Origin of the sequence: Agromyces kandeliae (assembly GCF_009674665.1) — a bacterium.
Classification (GTDB): Bacteria; Actinomycetota; Actinomycetes; order Actinomycetales; family Microbacteriaceae; genus Agromyces; species Agromyces kandeliae.
The window spans coordinates 53754-72477 of sequence record NZ_WKJD01000010.1 but is presented as its reverse complement, the minus strand read 5'-3'; the positions used below and the strand labels follow the sequence as shown (position 1 = coordinate 72477).

16 protein-coding genes are annotated in these 18724 nt (G+C 72.1%); 5 read left to right on the top strand and 11 right to left on the bottom strand.

The window, feature by feature from the left end; genetic code table 11:
• Position 1 precedes the first annotated feature (1 nt).
• Positions 2-1540 carry a helix-turn-helix transcriptional regulator gene (locus GJR97_RS06655; protein ID WP_154345726.1) on the bottom strand — a complete coding sequence of 513 codons (1539 nt, stop codon included), beginning with the start codon at positions 1538-1540 and terminating at the stop codon, positions 2-4.
• 136 nt (positions 1541-1676) lie between these two features.
• Positions 1677-2117 carry a winged helix-turn-helix transcriptional regulator gene (locus GJR97_RS06650; RefSeq protein WP_154345725.1) on the bottom strand — a complete coding sequence of 147 codons (441 nt, stop codon included), beginning with the start codon at positions 2115-2117 and terminating at the stop codon, positions 1677-1679.
• Positions 2118-2228: 111 nt separating this feature from the next.
• Between GJR97_RS06650 and GJR97_RS06645 the strand changes: the two genes are divergently transcribed.
• Complete coding sequence (locus tag GJR97_RS06645; RefSeq protein ID WP_154345724.1) at positions 2229-3092, top strand: NAD-dependent epimerase/dehydratase family protein; 864 nt, start codon at positions 2229-2231, stop codon at positions 3090-3092.
• Positions 3093-3175: 83 nt separating this feature from the next.
• Positions 3176-3823, top strand: coding sequence for a GNAT family N-acetyltransferase (locus GJR97_RS06640; RefSeq protein ID WP_154345723.1), 648 nt, complete (start codon positions 3176-3178; stop codon positions 3821-3823).
• A gap of 22 nt (positions 3824-3845) precedes the next feature.
• On the opposite strand, the gene GJR97_RS06635 is transcribed toward GJR97_RS06640, so the two are convergent.
• The 6 genes from GJR97_RS06635 to GJR97_RS06610 form a co-directional block, all read right to left on the bottom strand.
• A complete protein-coding gene (locus GJR97_RS06635; protein WP_154345722.1) occupies positions 3846-5522 on the bottom strand; it encodes an amidohydrolase in 1677 nt (558 codons plus the stop codon).
• Between the two features lie 106 nt (positions 5523-5628).
• Positions 5629-6567 (bottom strand): ABC transporter permease, encoded by a 939-nt coding sequence (locus tag GJR97_RS06630; protein ID WP_154345721.1) that lies wholly within the window; start codon positions 6565-6567, stop codon positions 5629-5631.
• Positions 6564-7457 (bottom strand): ABC transporter permease, encoded by an 894-nt coding sequence (locus tag GJR97_RS06625; protein ID WP_324613233.1) that lies wholly within the window; start codon positions 7455-7457, stop codon positions 6564-6566. Before GJR97_RS06625 ends, GJR97_RS06630 begins: the two co-directional genes overlap by 4 nt.
• Entirely contained in the window at positions 7450-8637 is a 1188-nt protein-coding gene (locus GJR97_RS06620) for a polyamine ABC transporter substrate-binding protein (protein WP_154345720.1), read from the bottom strand. The genes GJR97_RS06625 and GJR97_RS06620 overlap by 8 nt, the downstream gene beginning before the upstream one ends.
• A 68-nt stretch (positions 8638-8705) precedes the next feature.
• The gene (locus tag GJR97_RS06615) at positions 8706-9890 is read right to left on the bottom strand and encodes an ABC transporter ATP-binding protein (protein ID WP_324613232.1); all 1185 of its coding nucleotides are present in this window, start codon (positions 9888-9890) and stop codon (positions 8706-8708) included.
• A gap of 260 nt (positions 9891-10150) precedes the next feature.
• Entirely contained in the window at positions 10151-10546 is a 396-nt protein-coding gene (locus tag GJR97_RS06610) for a hypothetical protein (protein WP_154345718.1), read from the bottom strand.
• Between the two features lie 210 nt (positions 10547-10756).
• Between GJR97_RS06610 and aceA the strand changes: the two genes are divergently transcribed.
• Both aceA and aceB read left to right on the top strand, forming a co-directional pair.
• Positions 10757-12082, top strand: a complete 1326-nt coding sequence (gene aceA / locus GJR97_RS06605) for an isocitrate lyase (RefSeq protein ID WP_154345717.1) — start codon at positions 10757-10759, stop codon at positions 12080-12082.
• A 34-nt stretch (positions 12083-12116) separates the two neighbouring features.
• The gene (gene aceB, locus GJR97_RS06600) at positions 12117-13808 is read left to right on the top strand and encodes a malate synthase A (protein WP_456057507.1); all 1692 of its coding nucleotides are present in this window, start codon (positions 12117-12119) and stop codon (positions 13806-13808) included.
• A 72-nt stretch (positions 13809-13880) separates the two neighbouring features.
• Here the strand turns inward: aceB and GJR97_RS06595 are convergent, their stop codons facing one another.
• Complete coding sequence (locus tag GJR97_RS06595) at positions 13881-15254, bottom strand: ATP-binding protein (RefSeq protein ID WP_154345716.1); 1374 nt, start codon at positions 15252-15254, stop codon at positions 13881-13883.
• A gap of 102 nt (positions 15255-15356) precedes the next feature.
• On the opposite strand from GJR97_RS06595, the gene GJR97_RS06590 reads away from it, so the two are divergent.
• Entirely contained in the window at positions 15357-15953 is a 597-nt protein-coding gene (locus GJR97_RS06590) for a GNAT family N-acetyltransferase (protein ID WP_324613231.1), read from the top strand.
• Positions 15954-15956: 3 nt separating this feature from the next.
• Here the strand turns inward: GJR97_RS06590 and GJR97_RS06585 are convergent, their stop codons facing one another.
• On the bottom strand, positions 15957-17336 hold the full coding sequence (locus tag GJR97_RS06585; RefSeq protein ID WP_154345715.1) for a cryptochrome/photolyase family protein: 1380 nt from the start codon (positions 17334-17336) through the stop codon (positions 15957-15959).
• Positions 17333-18691: an MFS transporter gene (locus GJR97_RS06580; protein ID WP_324613230.1), complete on the bottom strand. Its 1359-nt coding sequence runs from the start codon at positions 18689-18691 to the stop codon at positions 17333-17335. Before GJR97_RS06580 ends, GJR97_RS06585 begins: the two co-directional genes overlap by 4 nt.
• Positions 18692-18724 lie beyond the last annotated feature (33 nt).

Genomic DNA, 18724 nt, shown 5'->3' with positions numbered 1-18724 from the left:
GTCAGGTGCGGGGCGCGTGGGCCTCGAGGAACTGGTACACCTCGGTCTGGTCCACGCCCGGGAACGTGCCCGTCGGCAGCGCGGCGAGGAGCGAGGTCGGCGTGCGGGCGGCCGGCCACGAGGCATCCGCCCACTTGCCCGCGAGCTCGTCGGGCGCGCGGCGGCAGCACGACTCGTCGGGACAACGCGACACCGCACGGTGCGGTGTCTCCCGCCCGCGGAACCACTTCACGTGCTCGAACGGCACCCCGACCGAGACCGAGTACTCGCCCTCCTTGGCCTTCTCGATGCGCGACGTGCACCAGAACGTGCCCGACGACGTGTCGGTGTACTGGTACCACGGGCTGAAGCGGTCCTCGACGTCGAACACCGTTCGAGCCGTCCAGTTCCGGCACACCGTCGTGCCCTCGACCGCGCCGAGCGCGTCGGACGGGAAGCGCACCGAGTCGTTCTCGTACGCCTTGATGATCGTGCCCGACTCGTGCACCTTCATGAAGTGCACCGGGATGTCGAGGCGCGCGGTCGCGAGGTTCGTGAACCGGTGCGCGGCCGTCTCGTACGACACCGCGAAGTGGTCGCGGAGCTCCTCCATCGAGATGCGGCGCAGGTTCTTCGCCTCGGTCAGGTAGCGGACCGCCGCCTGCTCGGGGAGCAGGATCGCCGCCGTGAGGTAGTTCGTCTCGATGCGCTGGCGCAGGAAGTCGCCGTAGTTGCCGGGCTCCTCGTGGCCGAGCAGGTGCGAGGCGAGCGCCTGCAGGATCGGCGAGCGCGAGTCGCGCGACGGCGACTGCTGCGTGGGCAGGTAGATGCGCCCGTTGCGCTTGTCGGTCACCGACCGCGTCGAGTGGGGCAGGTCGCCGACGTAGTGGAGCGAGTAGCCGAGGTGGCTCGCCATGTCGGCGACCAACTGGTGGGAGACCGGGCCGCCGGCGTGGCCGACGGCCTCGAGGAGCTCGGCCGCCTTCGCCTCGAGCTCCGGGTAGAAGTTGTCGCGGGCGCGCATCTCGGCGCGCAGCTGCGCGTTCGCCCGGCGCGCCTCCTCGGGCGTCGCCGCGCGCTCGCGGTGCAGCCGGTCGATCTCGTTGTGCAGCGCGAGGATGGTCTGCAGCGTCTGGTCGTTCATGGTCTTCGCCACGCGGAACGGGTCGAGGCCGAGCGCGGCGAAGACCGGCCCGCGTTGCGCGCGTTCGACGGCGATCTCGAGTGCGGCGCGTTCGGACGGGGCATCCGGCCGCAGCAGCTCGTCGGCCGTGGTGCCGAGCGCGAGCGCGATCGTGCGGAGCATCGACAGGCGGGGTTCGCGCTTGCCGTTCTCGATCGCGGAGACCTGGCTGGGCGCCCGGTCGATCGCCTCGGCGAGTCGGCCGAGGGTCATGCCGGCGGCCAGGCGGCGTTCGCGGATGCGACGGCCGAGCGTCAGCGCGTCGACCTCGTCGGGCGACGGTTCGGTCGGTGCGCCGACCACGCCGGCGCCTCGGACGGGCACGGCCGCGTATGCGGAGTGCGGGACCGAGATGCGGGAGGGATCGACGGTGACCATGCCTCATGCTCACATGAGCGGCCGGATGGTGCAAACGGAAGAACCTGCGATGTTCACGCCGAACCGTGCAGTTCGTCCTCGATCGCGTTGCTCCATCGCGTCCGTGCCCATGAAGGATGGCGATGTTTCCGTTCCATCACCCCGTGCGCCCGGCCGCACGACCGGGGCCGAGCAGGGCGTCCTCCTCGGCGATCAGGTGCCGTTCGCGCGACGCGAGCATATCGGGGACATGCTGCTCGGCCCAGGTGCGCATGGCGTCGATCGGCGCGAGCAGCGAACCGCCCAGGTCGGTGAGCGAGTACTCGACACGGCGCGGCGCTCCGGGGGACTCGCGCCGCTCGACGAGTCCGTCGTGCTCGAGCGCCCTGAGGGTCTCGGTGAGGACCTTCGTCGAGACCGCGCCGACGCGCCTGCGGACCGCGTTGAACCGGAGCGCGCCGTCTGCGAGGGCGAGGATCACGAACATCGACCACCGTTCGCCGATCCGGCCGAAGGCGACCCTGCTGGGGCATGCCGGATCGAGCACGTCGGACGGGAGCTGCGGGGTCCGGTGCGATTCGCGCGGTGCGGTCGGCATGCTGGCTCGCTTCGGTCGGGCGTGGTCTCGTCGGTCGACCGCGACGGCCACGTCGACCTCGCCGGAAGTAACGTTGAAGTGACCTGGGGGCATTCCCCTACCTTCGCGAGCATGAAGACATTGCTCACCGGAGGAACGGGATACATCGGCTCGGCCGTGCTCGAGGCGCTGGTCGCGGCAGGACACGACGTGCATGCGGTCGTGCGCAGCGAGCGCGCCGCGCACCGGGTGGCGACAGCGGGCGCCGTGCCGGCGTGGGTCGACCTGCGCGACGTCGACGCGGTGTCGGCGGCACTCGCCTCGATGGACGGCGCGGTGCACGCGGCGGCGCCCGCGGACGGCGCCGACGAACTGAACGCGACCGTCGTCGACGCCGCGATCCGCGCGTTCGGCGACGGCCGGGCGCGGCTCGTGTTCACCAGCGGGGTGTGGATCCGCGGATCGGGGCGCGACCTCGACGAGGACGGCACGCTCGACCGGGCCCCTGACCTCGTCGCGTGGCGCGTGCCCATCGAGGAGCGCCTGCTGGACTCGGGGGTCGACGCCGCCGTCATCGAGCCAGGGGTCGTCTACGGGCGCGGGCGAGGGCTCGTCCGCCTGATCGCCGACGGTCCGCGCACCCCGGGAGGGGCGATGCGGCTCATCGGGGACGGCGGACAGCACTGGAGCCTCGTGCACGTCGACGACCTCGCGCGGCTCTACCTCATGGTCCTCGAGCACGAGCGACCGCCGCGGCGCGTGATCGCCTCCGACGGCGCACCCACGACCGTCCGCGCGATCGCGGAGGCGATCGCCGGGCCCGGCCGCGTCGTGCCGGAACCGCCGGACGTCACACGCGAGCGCCTCGGATCCGCGTTCGCCGACGCGCTCATGCTCGACCAGGTGGCATCCGGCGCGCGTGCGCGAGCCATCGGCTGGCAGCCGGAGGTCGAACGGGTGCTCGACGACCTCGTTCGCGATCGACCCGCTGCGTGATGCGCCCGACGCGGCCCGGCGGCACACCACGCGTCGCCGGGTCGCGACGATGCGAGGCCCACCCATCCCGCTACAGTCGTGCGATGGACCTCGTGGACGTCTGGCCCCTCTTCGGGCTCACCCTCCGCACCCCTCGGCTGGAACTGCGACCCGTGCGCGACGATGACCTCGCCGGACTCGCCGAGGCGGCGATCCGCGGCATCCACGACCCGGCCGTCATGCCGTTCGCGCACCCGTGGAGCGACGAGCCGCCCGAGGTCCTCCGGCGCGAGCTCGCGCGGTACGTCTGGCGCGAGCGCGCCGGCACGACCCCGGACGCCTGGACCCTGCTGTTCGCGGTGCTGGAGGGCGGCGTGCCGATCGGCATCCAGGACGTGCGTGGGCTGGAGTTCGCGAAGCTCCGGACGATATCGACCGGGTCCTGGCTGACGGCGTCGCGCCAGGGTCTCGGCCTGGGGATCGAGATGCGCGCGGCGGTGCTCGCGTTCTGCTTCGACCACCTCGGTGCCGAGGTCGCCGAATCGGGGGCGCTCGACTGGAACGACGCCTCGCTCGGCGTCTCGCGCCACCTGGGCTACGTCGAGAACGGTGTCAGGCGGGTCGTCACGCGCAACGAACTCGTCGAGCGCGAGGTGCTCCTGCGGCTCGAGCGCGAGGCCTTCGTGCGTCCCGAGTGGACGCTCGAGGTCGAGGGGTCGGACGCCGTGGTCCGAGCGCAGCTCGGCGCCTGACGACGCCGGCCGCCGGCCCGTCTCAGGCCGCGCGCAGCGCCCCCGCGTCATCGGCCGCGTACACGCGCTCGCCGTCGACGAACGTCTGCTCGATGCGCGTCGCACCGATCTCGTCGGCCGCCCCGGCGAAGGGGTCGCGATCGAGCACGACGAGGTCGGCGTACTTGCCGACCTGGATCGTGCCGGTCACGTCGTCGAGGTGGTTCACCCACGCCGAGCCGGCGGTGTACGCGGTGAGCGAGGTCGCGAGGTCGATCGCCTGCTCGGGCAGGAACGCCTCGTAGTCGCCCTCGGCGTACGCGGGCGCCGACTTCCGGTTCACCGCCGTGTGGATGGCGGCGAGCGGGTCGGGCGTCGACACCGACCAGTCGCTGCCCGCCGCCAGCACGGCGCCGGAGCGCAGCAGGTCGCCGAACGGGTACTGCCAGGCGCTGCGCGGGTCGCCGAGGAACGGCAGCGTGAGGTCGACCATCTGCGGCTCGAGGGCGGCCCACAGCGACTGCATGTTCGCCGCGACGCCGAGTTCGCGGAAGCGCGGGATGTCCTCGGGGTGCACGACCTGGATGTGCGCGATGTGGTGACGGTGGTCGCTTCGGCCGTTCGCGGCGATCGTGTGCTCGACGGCGTCGAGGCACTCCCGGACCGCCCGGTCGCCGATGGCGTGGAAGTGGAGCTGGAAGCCGAGGCGGTCGAGCTCTGCCGCGGCGGGCTTCAGCACGGCGGGGTCGACGAAGGAGATGCCGGAGTTGTCGGTGAAGTGGCCGTGGCCGTCGCAGTACGGCTCGAGCATCGAAGCGGTGAAGTTCTCGGCGACGCCGTCCTGCATGATCTTGATGCTCGTGGCGGCGAACCGGCCCGCGCGATACGCGTCGCGCTTGGCGACGAGGTCGGGGATCTGCTCGATGCCGCGCGTGCGGTCCCACCAGATCGCGCCGACGACGCGGCCGGTGAGCTTCCCCGCGTTCGCGGCGGCGACGTAGGCGGGGCCGGGGTCGCCGGCGTCGCCGTACGTGCCGACGATCGCGTCCTGCCACGCGGTGACGCCGTAGGAGTGCAGGTACTGCTGGCCGAGGAGCACGGCCTCGGTGAGCGTCTCGAGGCTCGTCTCGGGGAGGAGGCGGTTCACGAGCGACATCGCGCCCTCGTGCAGCGTGCCGCTGGGGTGGCCGTCGGCGTCGCGCTCGATGCGCCCGTCGGCCGGGTCGGGCGTGTCGCGGTCGATCCCCGCGAGCCGCAGCGCGGCCGAGTTCACCCACGCGCCGTGCCCGTCGCGGTTGGGCAGGAATGCCGGACGGTCGGGCACGACCCGGTCGAGGGCCGCAGCGGTCGGGGTTCCGCCGGGGAACGCGGACATGGACCATCCGCCGCCGAGCACCCACTCGTCGTCGGGGTGCGCGGCCGAGTACTCCGCGATGCGGGAGAGGTACTCGTCCTGCGTCGAGAGCTCGGCGAGGTCGCAGCGCATCAGGTCGAGCCCGCCCCACACCGGGTGGACGTGGGCGTCCTGGAATCCGGGCACGAGCAGCCGCCCGCGCAGGTCGACGACCTCGGTCGAGGCGCCGACCAGGTCGCGGACCTCGTCGTCCGTCCCGACGGCGACGATGCGGCCGGCGCGGACGGCGACCGCCGTCGCTCGGGAGCGGACCGTGTCCGCCGTGAAGACGGGTCCGCCCGTGAAGACGAGGTCGGCGTGGGTCATGGCGATGGGCTCCTTCGGATCGCGGACGGGACGGGACGGGACGGGGAGGCACGGGCGGGATGCCGCGCGGCCGCGGCGTTCGGGTCGGACCGCGGCCGCGCGGAGCTCAGCCGCCCGACATGGTTCGGGCGATCTGCGTCGCCGAGTCGCCGGCGCGCTTCAGCACGACCGCGACGAGGGCGAGTGCCGCGAGCGTGAGCAGCAGCATCACGGTCGACACGGCGGCGATCTCGGGCCGGAGGCCGCCGCGCAGGGCGCTCAGCACGTACACGGGCCACGGCGTCGAACCGGAGACCTGCACGAAGGCCGCCACGACGGTGTTGTCGAGGCTCAGCGTGAACGACAGCAGCAGGCCGGCGAGCACCGCGGGCATCGCGAGCGGCAGCGTCACGCGCCGGAACGTCGTGAGGGGCCGCGCGTACAGGTCGGCCGAGGCCTCCTCGAGCTGCGCGTCGAGGCCGACGAGCCGGGCCCGCACGATGTACGTCACGACCGCGGTCGAGAACAGCGAGTGGCCGACGACGAGGCGCACGGTGCCGTCGTTGAAGATCGACAGTCCGGCGTCCTGGCCGAGGAACACGAGCCATGGCAGGAGCGCGACGGCGTCGACGATCTCGGGCGTGACCGACACGAGCAGCAGCAGCCCGATGAACCAGAGCGCCCACTTGCCGGGCTTGCGGGCGAGGGCGATGCCGGCGAGCGTGCCGAGCAGCGTCGCGAGCACGGCGGCGATCGCGCCGGTCCGCAGCGACACCGCGACGGCGTCGCGCACCGCGGGCTTCTCCCAGAGCGCACGATAGGGCTCGAATCCGAACTCGTTCCACGCGATGAGCAGTCGCCCGTTGTTGAACGAGTACACGAGGATCACGATGATCGGCGCGAACAGGAACAGGAAGACGAGCACGCTCCACACCGTCAGGCCGATGTCGACCGGGGAACGACGCGCGCGGCGCGCGACCGGTGCGGGGGGCGTGCGGGGCGCCGTCGCCTCGGCGACGCCGGGCGCGGCATCCGTGAGCGTCGCCTCGGGTGCGGTGGTGGTCATGCCGTGGCCTCCAGGACGACGCGGTTGCGGACGCGGAACGGCAGCGACACGAGCCAGAGCAGGAACCCGATCGCGGCCGCCGAGACCATGATCACGAGGATGAGCAGCACCGCCATCGCCGAGCCGAGCGCCCAGTTCTGCGCGGCCTGGAACTGGCTCGCCACGAGTTGGCCGACCATGTTCCCCTGCGCGCCGCCGAGCACCGTCGCCGTGATGTAGTCGCCCATGAGCGGGATGTAGACGAGCAGCAGGCCGACGATGATCCCCGGGCGGGCGAGCGGGAAGGTCACGCGGATGAACGTGCCCACCCGATTCGCGCCGAGGTCCTTCGACGCCTCGCGGAGCGCGGGCCCCACGCGGTCGAACGCGACGAACAGCGGCAGGATCATGAGCGGCAGGTAGTTGTAGACGACGCCGATCAGCACGGCGGTGCGCGTGTACAGGATCGCGAGCGGGCCGTCGGTGATGCCGACGGTCTGGAGCAGCTGCGACATCCACCCCTCGGGGGCGAGGATGATCTGCCAGCCGATCGTGCGCACGAGGAAGTTCGTCCAGTACGGCACCATCACGAGGGCGATGAGCAGACCGCGGCGGTGCGCGGGCGCCTTGACGGCCATCCAGTAGGCCACCGGGAGTCCGATGGCGAGGCAGAGCAGGGTGCCCGCGATGCCGACCCACAGGGTGTTCATGAACACCTCGAAGAAGGTCGGCGAGAGGGCCTCGGCGTACCGGTCGAACGACAGCACGTCGGTCGCGTGGGTGCCGAAGATGCCCGGCTTGTAGCCGAAGCTGAAGTACAGCACCGCGCCGACCGGTACGACGAAGAAGGTGACGAGCCACGTCCACGCGGGAATCGCGAGGGCGAAGCTCGGCAGGCGGAGACTACGCACCGGCGGCGGCCTTCGCCTTGTTCCAGATGTCGACGTTGACCTGCTGGGCCTCGTTGACCTCGCCGTCGTGCATGGTGGCGATCTGCTCCTCGGAGAAGAACACGAGGTCGAGCATCTCGAGGCCGGCCTCGTTCGCGGCCTCCTCGATGCCCGCGGCGCCGGTGTGGTAGCCGATGTAGTCGACCTGGAGGAGCTGGTTCTCGGGGACCATCGTCCAGTCGATGAACGCGTGCGCCGCCTCCGGGTGGGGAGCGCCGACGGGGATCGCCCAGTTGTCCATCCAGAGCTCGGTCGCGGGCGAGCCGAGCACCCACTGCCAGCGCTCGGGGTCGGGGCTCTCCTGGATGCCGATGCGGGCGTCGCCGTTCCAGGCCTGCATGAGCACCTGGGTGGCCTGCGGGATCGCCTGGCCGCCGGGGTAGGAGTCGAACGCCGAGATGTGCGGGGCGAGCGTGTTGACGATGAAGTCCTCGCACGCGGCGAGGTCGGCCTCGTCGGTGGTGTTCCAGTCGATGCCGTTCGCCCAGTAGTAGAGGCCGGTGACCTCGGCCGGGTCGTCGAGCACGCTGGTCCTGCCGCTGGCCTCGTTCTGCGCGGCGTCGAGGAAGTCGTTCCAGTCCTTGAGCTCGCGCGTGATGACCGTCCTGTCGTAGACGAAGCCGGTGGTGCCCCACGCCTTGCAGACCGTGTACTCGTTCTCGGGGTCCCAGCTCCGGCCGAGGAACGCGGGGTCCATGTGCTCGATGTTCGGCAGCAGGTCCTTGTTCAGCGGCTGGATGATGCCGTTCTCGATCATCTGGGGGATGAACGCGCCGGTCGGGACGATGATGTCGTAGCCCGACGTGCCCTTCGCGGCGACGAGCTTCGAGATCAGCTCCTCGTTCGAGCCGTAGGAGTCGAACGTGACCTTCGGGCCGAAGTCGGACGTGAACGACGCGACGACGTCGGGCGAGTCGTAGTCGCCCCACGTGTAGATGTTGAGCGAGCCCTCGAGCTCGCCGCCCGTGGCGACCGGCGCCGACGAGGTGCCGCCGCCGGGCGACGAGCAGGCCGCGAGGAATGCCGTGCCGCCCATGGCGGCGGCGAAGCTCAGGAACCGGCGGCGGTCGATCGCGCGCTGGAGGATCGGCACCTGCTCGGTGCTCGCGAGGATCCGGATCGGGGTGGACTTCTCGGCCATGTCGCTCCTTGGGGGTCGGGCGGATTGCTGGGTTCGGTGGTGCGTGGTGCGGTTCGGTCGGCGCGGTGTCAGTGCGTGGGCGGAGCGACGTAGCCGCCGGCCGCGGCCGCGTCGTCGGACGGGAAGACCTGCACGCTCGTGTCGCTCCACGTGCACGAGACCGCCGCCCCGACCGCGAGGTCGGGGGCCTCCGGCGTGGGGCGACGCGCGATGAGGCTCTGGTCGTCGCCGAGCCGGACGAGGTACTGCATCGTCTCGCCGAGGTGGGAGACGCCGAGCAGGGTGCCCTGCACGCGGTTCGCCCCGGTCGTGGGGGCGCCGCCCGCGGCATCCGCCTCGATGCGAACGAACTCGGGGCGCACCGCCGCCTGCACCGGCGTGCCGTCGGCGAGCGGGGCGAGGCGGGCCGAGCGGATGCCGCGCACGAGGCCGTGCTCGGACTCGACCGCCGAGCCGCCCTCGGCCGCGGTCCCGCGGAAGAAGTTCTGCTGGCCGACGAACGCGGCGACGTATGCCGACGTCGGCCGGGCGTAGATCGTGTCGGCGTCGGCGAGCTGCTCGATGCGGCCGTCGCGCATGATCGCGATGCGGTCGCTCATCGAGAGCGCCTCGCCCTGGTCGTGCGTGACGAACACGAACGTGATGCCGAGTCGGGACTGCAGCAGCTTGAGCTCGAGCTGCATCTCCTCGCGGAGCTGGCGGTCGAGTGCGCCGAGCGGCTCGTCGAGGAGGAGCACCGACGGGCGGTTGACGAGTGCGCGGGCGAGCGCCACGCGCTGCTGCTGCCCGCCGGAGAGCTGGGTCGGCTTGCGGTCGGCGAAGCGGCGCATCTGCACGAGGTCGAGGGCCTCGGCGACCCGCTCGCGCACCTCGGCCTTGGGCGTGCGGCGCTGCTGGAGGCCGTATGCGACGTTCTCGGCGACCGTCATGTGCGGGAAGAGCGCGTACGCCTGGAAGACGGTGTTCACGTCGCGGCGGTAGGGCGGCGCACCCAGGACGGATCGTCCGGATATGAGGATGTCACCCTCGTCGGGCTGCTCGAAGCCGGCGATCATCCGCAGCGTCGTGGTCTTGCCGCAGCCGGACGGACCGAGCAGCGAGATGAACTCGCCCGGCTGGATCGACAGCGACAGGCCGTCGACGGCGACCGCGTCGCCGTAGCGCTTGGTGACCTGCTGGAGTTCGACGGAGCCCGCTGCGGCATCGCGCTGGTCAGGGTCTGAGACGGTCCTCGCCTCGGTCGCTGTCGTCACCTGTTGGCACCTCCGGTTCACTGACGCCGCGTCGCGTCCGGCCATTCAAACCCCTGTTGCACGCGTGTGCAATGGACACGTGGATAACCGGACGAAACTCCGCCCGGGACGCCGGCACCAGACAGATCGTCCGGGTGATCGTCACGCGGGCGAAACAGGGCGAGCTGAACCGTCATGCGGGCGAAACGCGGCGCGGGTCACGTGTCGTCGGACACCGAGGGAGGGGGACCGCGACCGCCCGTCCGGGCGCTCGTCGCGGCCTACGGCTCGGGACCCGTCCGGCCGGGCGAGGCCGAGTCGGGCTGGTCGGGGCCGGCGCCCGGCCGCGGGACGTCGCCGGCCATCGGATCAGTCGGCTCCGACGGCTCGCCGAACGGTGCGTCGCCGGTCGGCGACGTGCCGACCGACCGGGCCTGTTCGAGGCGCGTCAGCATGCGCAGGCCGGCGAACGTGGACGCGAAGCCGACGCCCAGGCCCAGGACGGCCAGCAGCGCCCAGCGCGGATCCTCGCGGAGCCCGACGACCACGCCGACGACCGCGAGCCCCGCGCCGAGCACCGGTCCGCCGACGAAGAGCGCGATGCCGAGCACGCCCAGCCGCGACCGTCGCCGCTCGAGGCGCCGCTCGTCGTCGGTGGTGCCGCCGTCGTGCGTCACGCCCTCATTCTGCCCCCGGCGGCGCCGAGGCATCCGCCCGCCCCGCGGTTGTTCCGCGACGCGGAAGAACCGGGAAAGTTCACCCCCCGATTCGTCGTCCGACCCCGTTGCGCGGCGCGCAGCATGGTTCCACAGACCCCCGGACGGCACCGCAGGAGGAGCCGGACGGACCACGAGACATCCGCACCGCTGCACCGAAGGAGCACCACGATGAGCACCCAGAACCGCCCCGGCGACCAGACGCAGACCGCCGCCGAGCTCCAGCTCGAGTGGGACGCCGACCCCCGCTGGGAGGGCGTCAAGCGCGACTACACCGCCGAGGACGTCATCGCCCTCCGCGGCCCGGTCCGCGAGGAGCGCACGCTCGCCCGCCGCGGCGCCGAGAAGCTGTGGGAGAACATCCGGAAGAACACCGGCACCGCCTTCGAGCCGATGGAGGACCCGGAGTGGTCGGCCGCGCTCGGCGCCCTCACCGGCAACCAGGCCGTGCAGCAGGTGCGCGCCGGGCTCAAGGCCATCTACCTCTCCGGCTGGCAGGTCGCGGCCGACGCCAACCTCTCCGGCCAGACCTACCCCGACCAGTCGCTCTACCCGGCCAACTCGGTCCCGGCCGTCGTCCGCCGCATCAACAACGCGCTGCTGCGCGCGGGCCAGGTCGAGCAGGGAACGGACGACCGCGACTGGATGGCGCCGATCGTCGCCGACGCCGAGGCCGGCTTCGGCGGGCCCCTCAACGCCTACGAGCTCATGCACCAGATGATCGAGGCCGGCGCGGCCGGCGTGCACTGGGAGGACCAGCTCGCCAGCGAGAAGAAGTGCGGCCACATGGGCGGCAAGGTGCTGGTCCCCACCGGCCAGCACATCCGCACCATCAACGCGGCGCGCATGGCGGCGGACGTCGCCGGCGTGCCGTCCATCATCATCGCCCGCACCGATGCACTCGCCGCGACCCTGCTCACGAGCGATCACGACGAGCGCGACCAGCCGTTCGTCACGGGCGAGCGCACCGCCGAGGGCTTCTACAACGTGCAGAACGGCATCGAGCCCGTCATCGCCCGCGGCCTCGCCTACGCCGAGTACGCCGACCTGCTGTGGGTCGAGTCGGCCGAGCCCGACCTGGAGCTCGCCCGACGCTTCGCCGAGGCCGTGCACGCGAAGTTCCCGGGCAAGCGCCTCTCGTACAACTGCTCGCCGAGCTTCAACTGGAAGCGCCACCTCGACGACGACCAGATCGCGAAGTTCCAGCGTGAGCTCGCGTCGATGGGCTACGCGTTCCAGTTCATCACCCTGGCGGGCTTCCACTCCCTGAACCACGGCATGTTCACGCTCGCCAAGGACTACAACGAGCGCCACATGTCCGCGTACGTCGAGCTGCAGGAGGCCGAGTTCGCCTCCGAGGCCGACGGCTACACCGCCACGCGCCACCAGCGCGAGGTCGGCACCGGCTACTTCGACCAGATCGCCACGGCGCTGAACCCGAACAGCGCGACCCTCGCCCTCGTCGGATCGACCGAGGAAGAGCAGTTCCAGCACTGATCGACGGGCGCACGCCCGCGAAGGAGACGAGATCATGACCATCACCATCGAGCGACCGGACGCCATGGCGTCCGCGCGCACGCAGACGTCCACGCCCGAGCCGAAGCCGGCGACGGGGAGCTTCCAGACCGTGCAGCCGCACCTCGAGGTCACCGCACCGCTCGGCGAGCGCTACGACGAGATCCTCACGCCCGACGCGCTCGCGTTCCTCGCGAAGCTGCACGACCGCTTCGCGCACACTCGGCACGAGCTGCTCGCCGTCCGCCTGCAGACTCGGGTCGACGCCGCGAACGGCCGCGACCCGAAGTTCCTCCCCGAGACCGAGTGGATCCGGAACGACCGCACCTGGCGCGTCGCGGGCGCCGGTCCCGGCCTCGAGGACCGCCGCGTCGAGATCACCGGTCCGACCGACCGGAAGATGGCGATCAACGCGCTGAACTCCGGTGCGAAGGTGTGGCTCGCCGACCACGAGGACGCGACGAGCCCCACGTGGGCGAACGTCGTCGAAGGACAGCTCTCGCTGTTCGACTTCCTGCGCGGCGAACTGGAGTACACGAGCCCCGAGGGCAAGGAGTACCGCGTCACGGCCACCGAGACGCCGACCATCGTGTTCCGGCCGCGCGGCTGGCACCTGGTCGAGAAGCACCTGAAGTTCCACGACCGCTCGGGGCGCGCGATGCACGCCTCCGGCTCCCTGGTCGACTTCGGGCTCTACTTCTTCCACAACGCCAAGGCCCTCATCGAGGGCGGCCGCGGCCCGTACTTCTACCTGCCGAAGCTCGAGTCGCACCGCGAGGCCAAGCTCTGGAACGACATCTTCACCTTCGCCGAGGAGGAGGTCGGCATCCCGCACGGCACGATCCGGGCGACCGTGCTGATCGAGACGATCCAGGCCGCGTTCCAGATGGACGAGATCCTCTACGAGCTCCGCGTCCACTGCGCCGGCCTCAACGCCGGCCGCTGGGACTACATCTTCTCGATCGTGAAGACGTTCCGCTCGCGCGGACGCCGCTGGGTCATGCCCGACCGCAAGTCGATCACCATGACCGTGCCGTTCATGCGGGCCTACACCGAGCTGCTCGTGTCGACCTGCCACCAGCGCGGCGCCCACGCCATCGGCGGCATGAGCGCGTTCATCCCGAACCGTCGCGACCCCGAGGTGACCGAGCGCGCGCTCGCCGCGGTCACGGCCGACAAGCGGCGCGAGGCGGGCGACGGCTTCGACGGCACGTGGGTCGCGCACCCCGACCTCATCCCGACCGCCCGCGCCGAGTTCGACGCGGTGCTGGGCGACCGGCCCAACCAGGTCGACCGCCTCCGCGAGGACGTGCAGGTCACGGCGGCGGAGCTGCTCGACATCCCGTCGATCGGCGGCGAGGTCACCGAGGCCGGCGTGTACGACAACATCTCGATCTGCATCCGGTACATCGAGTCGTGGCTCCGAGGGACCGGCGCCGCGGCGATCGACAACCTGATGGAGGACGCCGCGACCGCGGAGATCTCGCGCTCGCAGGTGTGGCAGTGGCTGCACGACAACACGGTCACCGCCGAGGGCACGCGCATCGACCAGACGTCGATCGTGCGGATCATGGCGGCCGCAGTGGCCGACCTGCCCCGCTTCGAGGGCGACCGCTTCGACGACGCCATCTCGGTGTTCCGGTCGGTCGCGCTCGAGCCCGAGTTCCCGACGTTCCTCACCGTCGGGGCGTACGCCCGGTTCCTCTAGGCCGGGTCGCGCGTCAGCGCACGACGAGCGGATGCCGCGGGATGGGAAGCCCGCGGCATCCGCTTCGCCATGTCAGCGGAGGGGGACCGGAACGTCGACGCCGCCCTCGGGCGTGACGCGCGAGTTCATCTTCAGCAGCGTGGGCGCGGGCACGAAGCCGCCGGCGAAGAGCGCCTCGCCCTGCCGGAACCACGGCGACCGGGCGATGAGGCCCGTCGGGGCGTAGCCGAAGTAGGTCGCGAGCCCCTCGAGGTCGATCGGGGAGCTCATCTTCATGAGGGCGAGGTTGTCGCACTGCGAGATGATCCCCGGATGCACCTTCGAGGGCCGCTGCGTCGACAGCAGCAGCCACAGGCCGAACTTCCGGCCCTCGGCGGCGATCTGCACGAGGCGCTCGCGCACGGCGATCGCGACGGGGGAGTCGAGCTGCGGCGAGCAGAGGTTGTGGGCCTCGTCGATCACGAGCAGGACCGGGCGGCGCTCCTCGCGCCGCGCCCACAGCTCGTCGAGCACCGCGAGCGCGACCACGAGCTGCTGCTCGGGCGTCGAGAAGCCGCCGAGGTCGAGCACCGTCGCGTCCGGTCGCTCGTCGATGACGTCGGTCGCCGCGCGACCGGTGCCGGCCCACACCTCCCACCCCATGAGCCCGAGGTTCTCGATGCGCAGCGCCAGCTCGCGCTTGACCGGGTCGTCGGAGGAACCGAGCGTCGGGAGGATCGCGCCCAGGTCCGTCGTGTCGAGCGTCTCGCGCAGGTGCACGAGCGCGTTGTACTCCTGCCGGTCGACGACCGGATCCAGCTGCAGCACCGCAGCCTTCGAGGCCATCGGCATCCCCACGAACCGGGCGCGCAGCGGCTCGGACCCGGGCACGTTCGGCCGCAGCACCCGGATGTCGCGCTCGCGCAGCGCGTCGGCGGTCGGCCCGGTCGCACCCGGGTTCAGCTCGCCGAGCCGCACGAAGTCGGAGTTCGGGTCGAAGACGACGATCGGCAGCGCGGTGTGCGCGATGACCTGCTCGATCACGACGCCGAGCGCGTAGGTCTTGCCGGAGCCGCTCTGGCCGCACCAGAACGTGTGCCGGTTGAACCGGTGCGGCAGCAGCTTCGCCGGACCGCCCGGCGGCGTCAGGTCGGTGCCGACCTCGAGCGCCGCACCGGTCGCCGCATGCAGCAGGTCGACGGCCCCGGGGTCGACCGCGGCCACGCTCGCCGCGACGAACGGCAGCGTGGCGCGGGTCTCGAGGAGGCCGTCGTCGATGAGGCCCAGCAGCCGACCGCGCAGATGGCCGTGCTCGTCGTCGCGCTGCTCGACGAGCCCGAGCTGGCGGCGATCCCCGTCGTCGAACACGACGAGCGCGCCGACGACGAAGCCGTCGACCGGGCCCGGGATGTGGAACGAACGGCCGTCGTCGGAGCGGGCGGTCACGCGGTCGAGGGGAACGTCCATGGGCCGATCCTGCCACCCCGTCGGCGCGTCGGGCAGGGGCGCGACACGCGACGCTCCCGGAATCGATGGCCGGATCGCGAGCGCCCGGGTAGCGTCAGGCCTGTGACCGTCACGATCCGGCCCGCGACGGCGGGCGATGCCGAGGCCCTCGCGCGCCTGGCCGCCGTCACCTTCCCGCTCGCGTGCCCGCCGTCGACGACGGCCGACTCGATCGCCTGGTTCATCGCCGAGGAGCTCAGCGAGGTGCGCTTCGCCGAATACCTCGCCGACCCCGAGCGGACGATCCTCGTCGCCGAACCCGATCGCGCGAGCGGGGCGGGCATCGCGCTCGCCGAGGCCGAGGAGGTCGCCGCCACGGGCGGACTGGTCGGCTGGTCGATGCTGGTATCCGCCGAGGACGGCGTGCCGGGCGATGAGGATGCCGCGGCCAGCGTCACGACGCGTCCGGCGATCGAGCTCAGCAAGATGTACGTGCACCCGGTCGCCCACGGGGCCGGCATCGCCGGCTCGCTCATGGCAGAGACCCTCGCGGTCGCTGCGGCGACGGGTGCCGCCGTCGTGTGGCTCGGAGTGAACCAGGAGAACGGCCGCGCCATCCGCTTCTACGAGAAGCAGGGCTTCGAGGTGGTGGGGACGAAGGGGTTCCGCCTCGGTGGCCGGATCGAGCACGACCACGTGCTCGAACGCGCCCTGCGGTAGCCGCTACTTCGCGGCCTTCACTTGCTCGTACGCCGCGAGTGCGGCCGCCCGCGTCTCCTTCAGGTCGACGATCGGCTCGGGATACCCGTCGGAGTCGAGCTCGGGCAGCCAGCGCCCGACGTACCGGTCGTCGGGGTCGAACTTCGCGCGCTGCAGCTCGGGGTTGAACACGCGGAAGTACGGCGCGGCATCCGCCCCCGAGCCCGCGACCCACTGCCAGCCGAACGGGTTCGAGGCGTGGTCGGCGTCGACCAGCGTGTCCCAGAACCACTGCTCGCCGCGCCGCCAGTCGATGAGCAGGTTCTTCGTGAGGAAGGACGCGCTGATCATGCGCGCGCGGTTGTGCATGCTCCCGGTGTGCCAGAGCTCGCGCATCGCGGCGTCGACGACGGGCACGCCCGTCCGGCCGCGTTCCCACGCCGTGAGCGCTGTCGGGTGCAGTCGCGGCCACGGGAACGCGTCGAACTCCTCGCGCCAGTTGCGTGTCGCGAGGTCGGGGAAGTGGAAGAGCACGTGCCACGCGAACTCGCGCCAGCCGACCTCGGCGAGGAACTTGCGCGCGCCCTCGGTGCCCGCGGCGCGATCGCGGGTCGCGTGCCAGACCTGGTGCGGGCTGAGCTCGCCCCAGCGAAGGCGCGGTGAGAGCCGGCTCGTCGCCTCCCGGTCGAGTCGGTCGCGCGCCGTGGCGTAGTCGCCCAGGTCGTCGGCGAGGAAGGCGCGCAGGCGCCGGTGCGCGGCACGTTCGCCGGGCTCCCACGTCTCGCGGAGTCCGCCCGCCCAGTCGGGGCGGGTGGGCAGGAGGTCCCAGTCGTCGAGGTCGTCGCCGGCCGGGCCGCCCCGTCCGTCCGGTCCGCCGTAGCCGTCGAGCTCGCTCGGGGCGGGCAGCGGATGCCGCGGCTCCTCGGCCGCGAGGCACGCCTTCCAGAACGGGGTGAAGACCGAGAACGGCGTGCCCGATCCGGTTCGGATCGTCCACGGCTCGAACAGCAGCGACGCGCCGAAGCTCCGCACCTCGAGCCCGGCGTCGGAGAGGCCGGACTTCAGGTGGGCGTCGATCTCGCGCTCCGCGCCCCCGTAGCGGCGGTTCCAGAAGACGGCGCCGGCGCCGACCTCGTCGACGAGCGTGCGGATGGCGGCCGCCGCCGCCCCGCGTCGGAGCACGAGCCGCACGCCCCGCTCGTGCAGATCGTCCGCGAGCGAGGCGAGCGAGTGGTGCAGCCACCATCTGGCGGCGCCGCCGAGGGGGCGGATGCCGCGCGACTCCTCGTCGAGCACGTAGACCGCGACGATCGGCTCACCGCGTTCGACCGCCGCGTGCAACGCGGGATGGTCGCCCACGCGGAGGTCGTCGCGGAACCAGACGATCGACGGCGCGGCGGTCATGGTCCGACGCTAGCCGAGGCCTCCCTCGACGTCGCTGGGGGTTGACTGGGCATCCGGTCCACGCCACGCGCCGCGGACCGGGCGATGGCCCAGGTGCCGAGACCCGAGGCGAGGAAGATCGCGCCCAACACCGCCCAGCCGGCGAGCCCGTGCTCGAGCGCGGTCGCGGTGACGACGAGCGGGGCGCACATCGCGCCGATCGAGTAGCCCATGCCGAACACGCCCTGGTAGGTGCCCGCGCGGACGGGGTCGGCGAGCTCGAAGCCGAGCCCCCAGCCGCCGGCCTGCGAGAGCACCTCGGCGAACGCGTGGGTGAGCGCCGCGAGGAGCACGACCGCCACGGCGCCCCAGGCGGGCAGCCCCGCCGAGAGCGCGTAGACGACGCAGGCGCCGGCCATCAGCCAGGCGGCGATCGCCGAGACGCGACCCGCGACGCGCAGGTCGTGGGTGCCCCGCGAGAGCGGCACCTGGAACAGCACGACGATCGTGGTGTTGAGGATCAGCACGGCGGACACGACGACCGTGGGCGCCTCGGTGGAATGCGCCACCCAGAGCGGCACTCCGACGTTCGTGACGGCGAACTGCATGCCGAACACCGCGCTGAGCAGCGTCAGCAGCAGGTAGCGGGGGTCGCGCCATGGGGAGTGGGCGCGCAGCGCGATGCGCTCCGCGCGGACGGAGGCCGTGGCGTCCGTCGACCCGGTCGCCGTGGTCACGGGCTCGGCCGCACGCGGCGCCGGCGCGTCGACCGAGCGTGGCAGCCTGACGAGTCGCGTCACGCCGAGGAGCGATGCGGCGCCGGCGAGCACGATCGTGGCGCGGTAGGCCTCCGGGGTGCCGAGCGCGAGGGCGAGGGCGCCGATGCCGGATCCCACGGCGATCGAGACGTTGGTGACGGCGCGCAGCACCGCGCGGGCGCCGACGCGCGCCTCCCCGGTGAACGCCCGGGCGATGATGGCGCTGCGTGTCGAGTTCGCGGCCTGCTCGACCGCTCCGACGCTCACCGCGATGACGAGGGCGGTCGCGACGTCGCCGGCGAAGACGTAGGCGATGAGCCCGACGCCGTCGGCGATCGAGAGCCCGATGAGCAGTCGTCGGGCCCGCACGCGGTCGGCGAGCCATCCGCCGGCGAACGACGAGAGCACCCCGGCCGCGCTGGCGAGCGTCAGCACCAGCGCGACCTCGTGCGCGGGAAGCCCGACGACGAACGTGAAGTACAGGACGGTGACGGTGAGGAAGATCCCGCGTCCGACGCGGCCGATCATGGTCGCGACGACGAGAGCGCGCAGCACCGGGTCGGTGAGCGAGGACATCAGGCGGGTGGCGGATGACGGTCGTGCGGGAGCGGTGGTCACCACTCAGTTGTCGCAGGCGGGCCGCGGCCGAGG

Excerpts from the sequence above, each read along its gene's own strand:
- GJR97_RS06630 (WP_154345721.1), bottom strand. The coding sequence starts at position 6,567 with ATGACCACCACCGCACCCGAGGCGACGCTCACGGATGCCGCGCCCGGC.
- GJR97_RS06635 (WP_154345722.1), bottom strand. The coding sequence starts at position 5,522 with ATGACCCACGCCGACCTCGTCTTCACGGGCGGACCCGTCTTCACGGCG.
- GJR97_RS06640 (WP_154345723.1), top strand. The coding sequence starts at position 3,176 with ATGGACCTCGTGGACGTCTGGCCCCTCTTCGGGCTCACCCTCCGCACC.
- GJR97_RS06645 (WP_154345724.1), top strand. The coding sequence starts at position 2,229 with ATGAAGACATTGCTCACCGGAGGAACGGGATACATCGGCTCGGCCGTG.
- GJR97_RS06650 (WP_154345725.1), bottom strand. The coding sequence starts at position 2,117 with ATGCCGACCGCACCGCGCGAATCGCACCGGACCCCGCAGCTCCCGTCC.
- aceB (WP_456057507.1), top strand. The coding sequence starts at position 12,117 with ATGACCATCACCATCGAGCGACCGGACGCCATGGCGTCCGCGCGCACG.
- GJR97_RS06655 (WP_154345726.1), bottom strand. The coding sequence starts at position 1,540 with ATGGTCACCGTCGATCCCTCCCGCATCTCGGTCCCGCACTCCGCATAC.
- GJR97_RS06620 (WP_154345720.1), bottom strand. The coding sequence starts at position 8,637 with ATGGCCGAGAAGTCCACCCCGATCCGGATCCTCGCGAGCACCGAGCAG.
- GJR97_RS06585 (WP_154345715.1), bottom strand. The coding sequence starts at position 17,336 with ATGACCGCCGCGCCGTCGATCGTCTGGTTCCGCGACGACCTCCGCGTG.
- GJR97_RS06595 (WP_154345716.1), bottom strand. The coding sequence starts at position 15,254 with ATGGACGTTCCCCTCGACCGCGTGACCGCCCGCTCCGACGACGGCCGT.
- aceA (WP_154345717.1), top strand. The coding sequence starts at position 10,757 with ATGAGCACCCAGAACCGCCCCGGCGACCAGACGCAGACCGCCGCCGAG.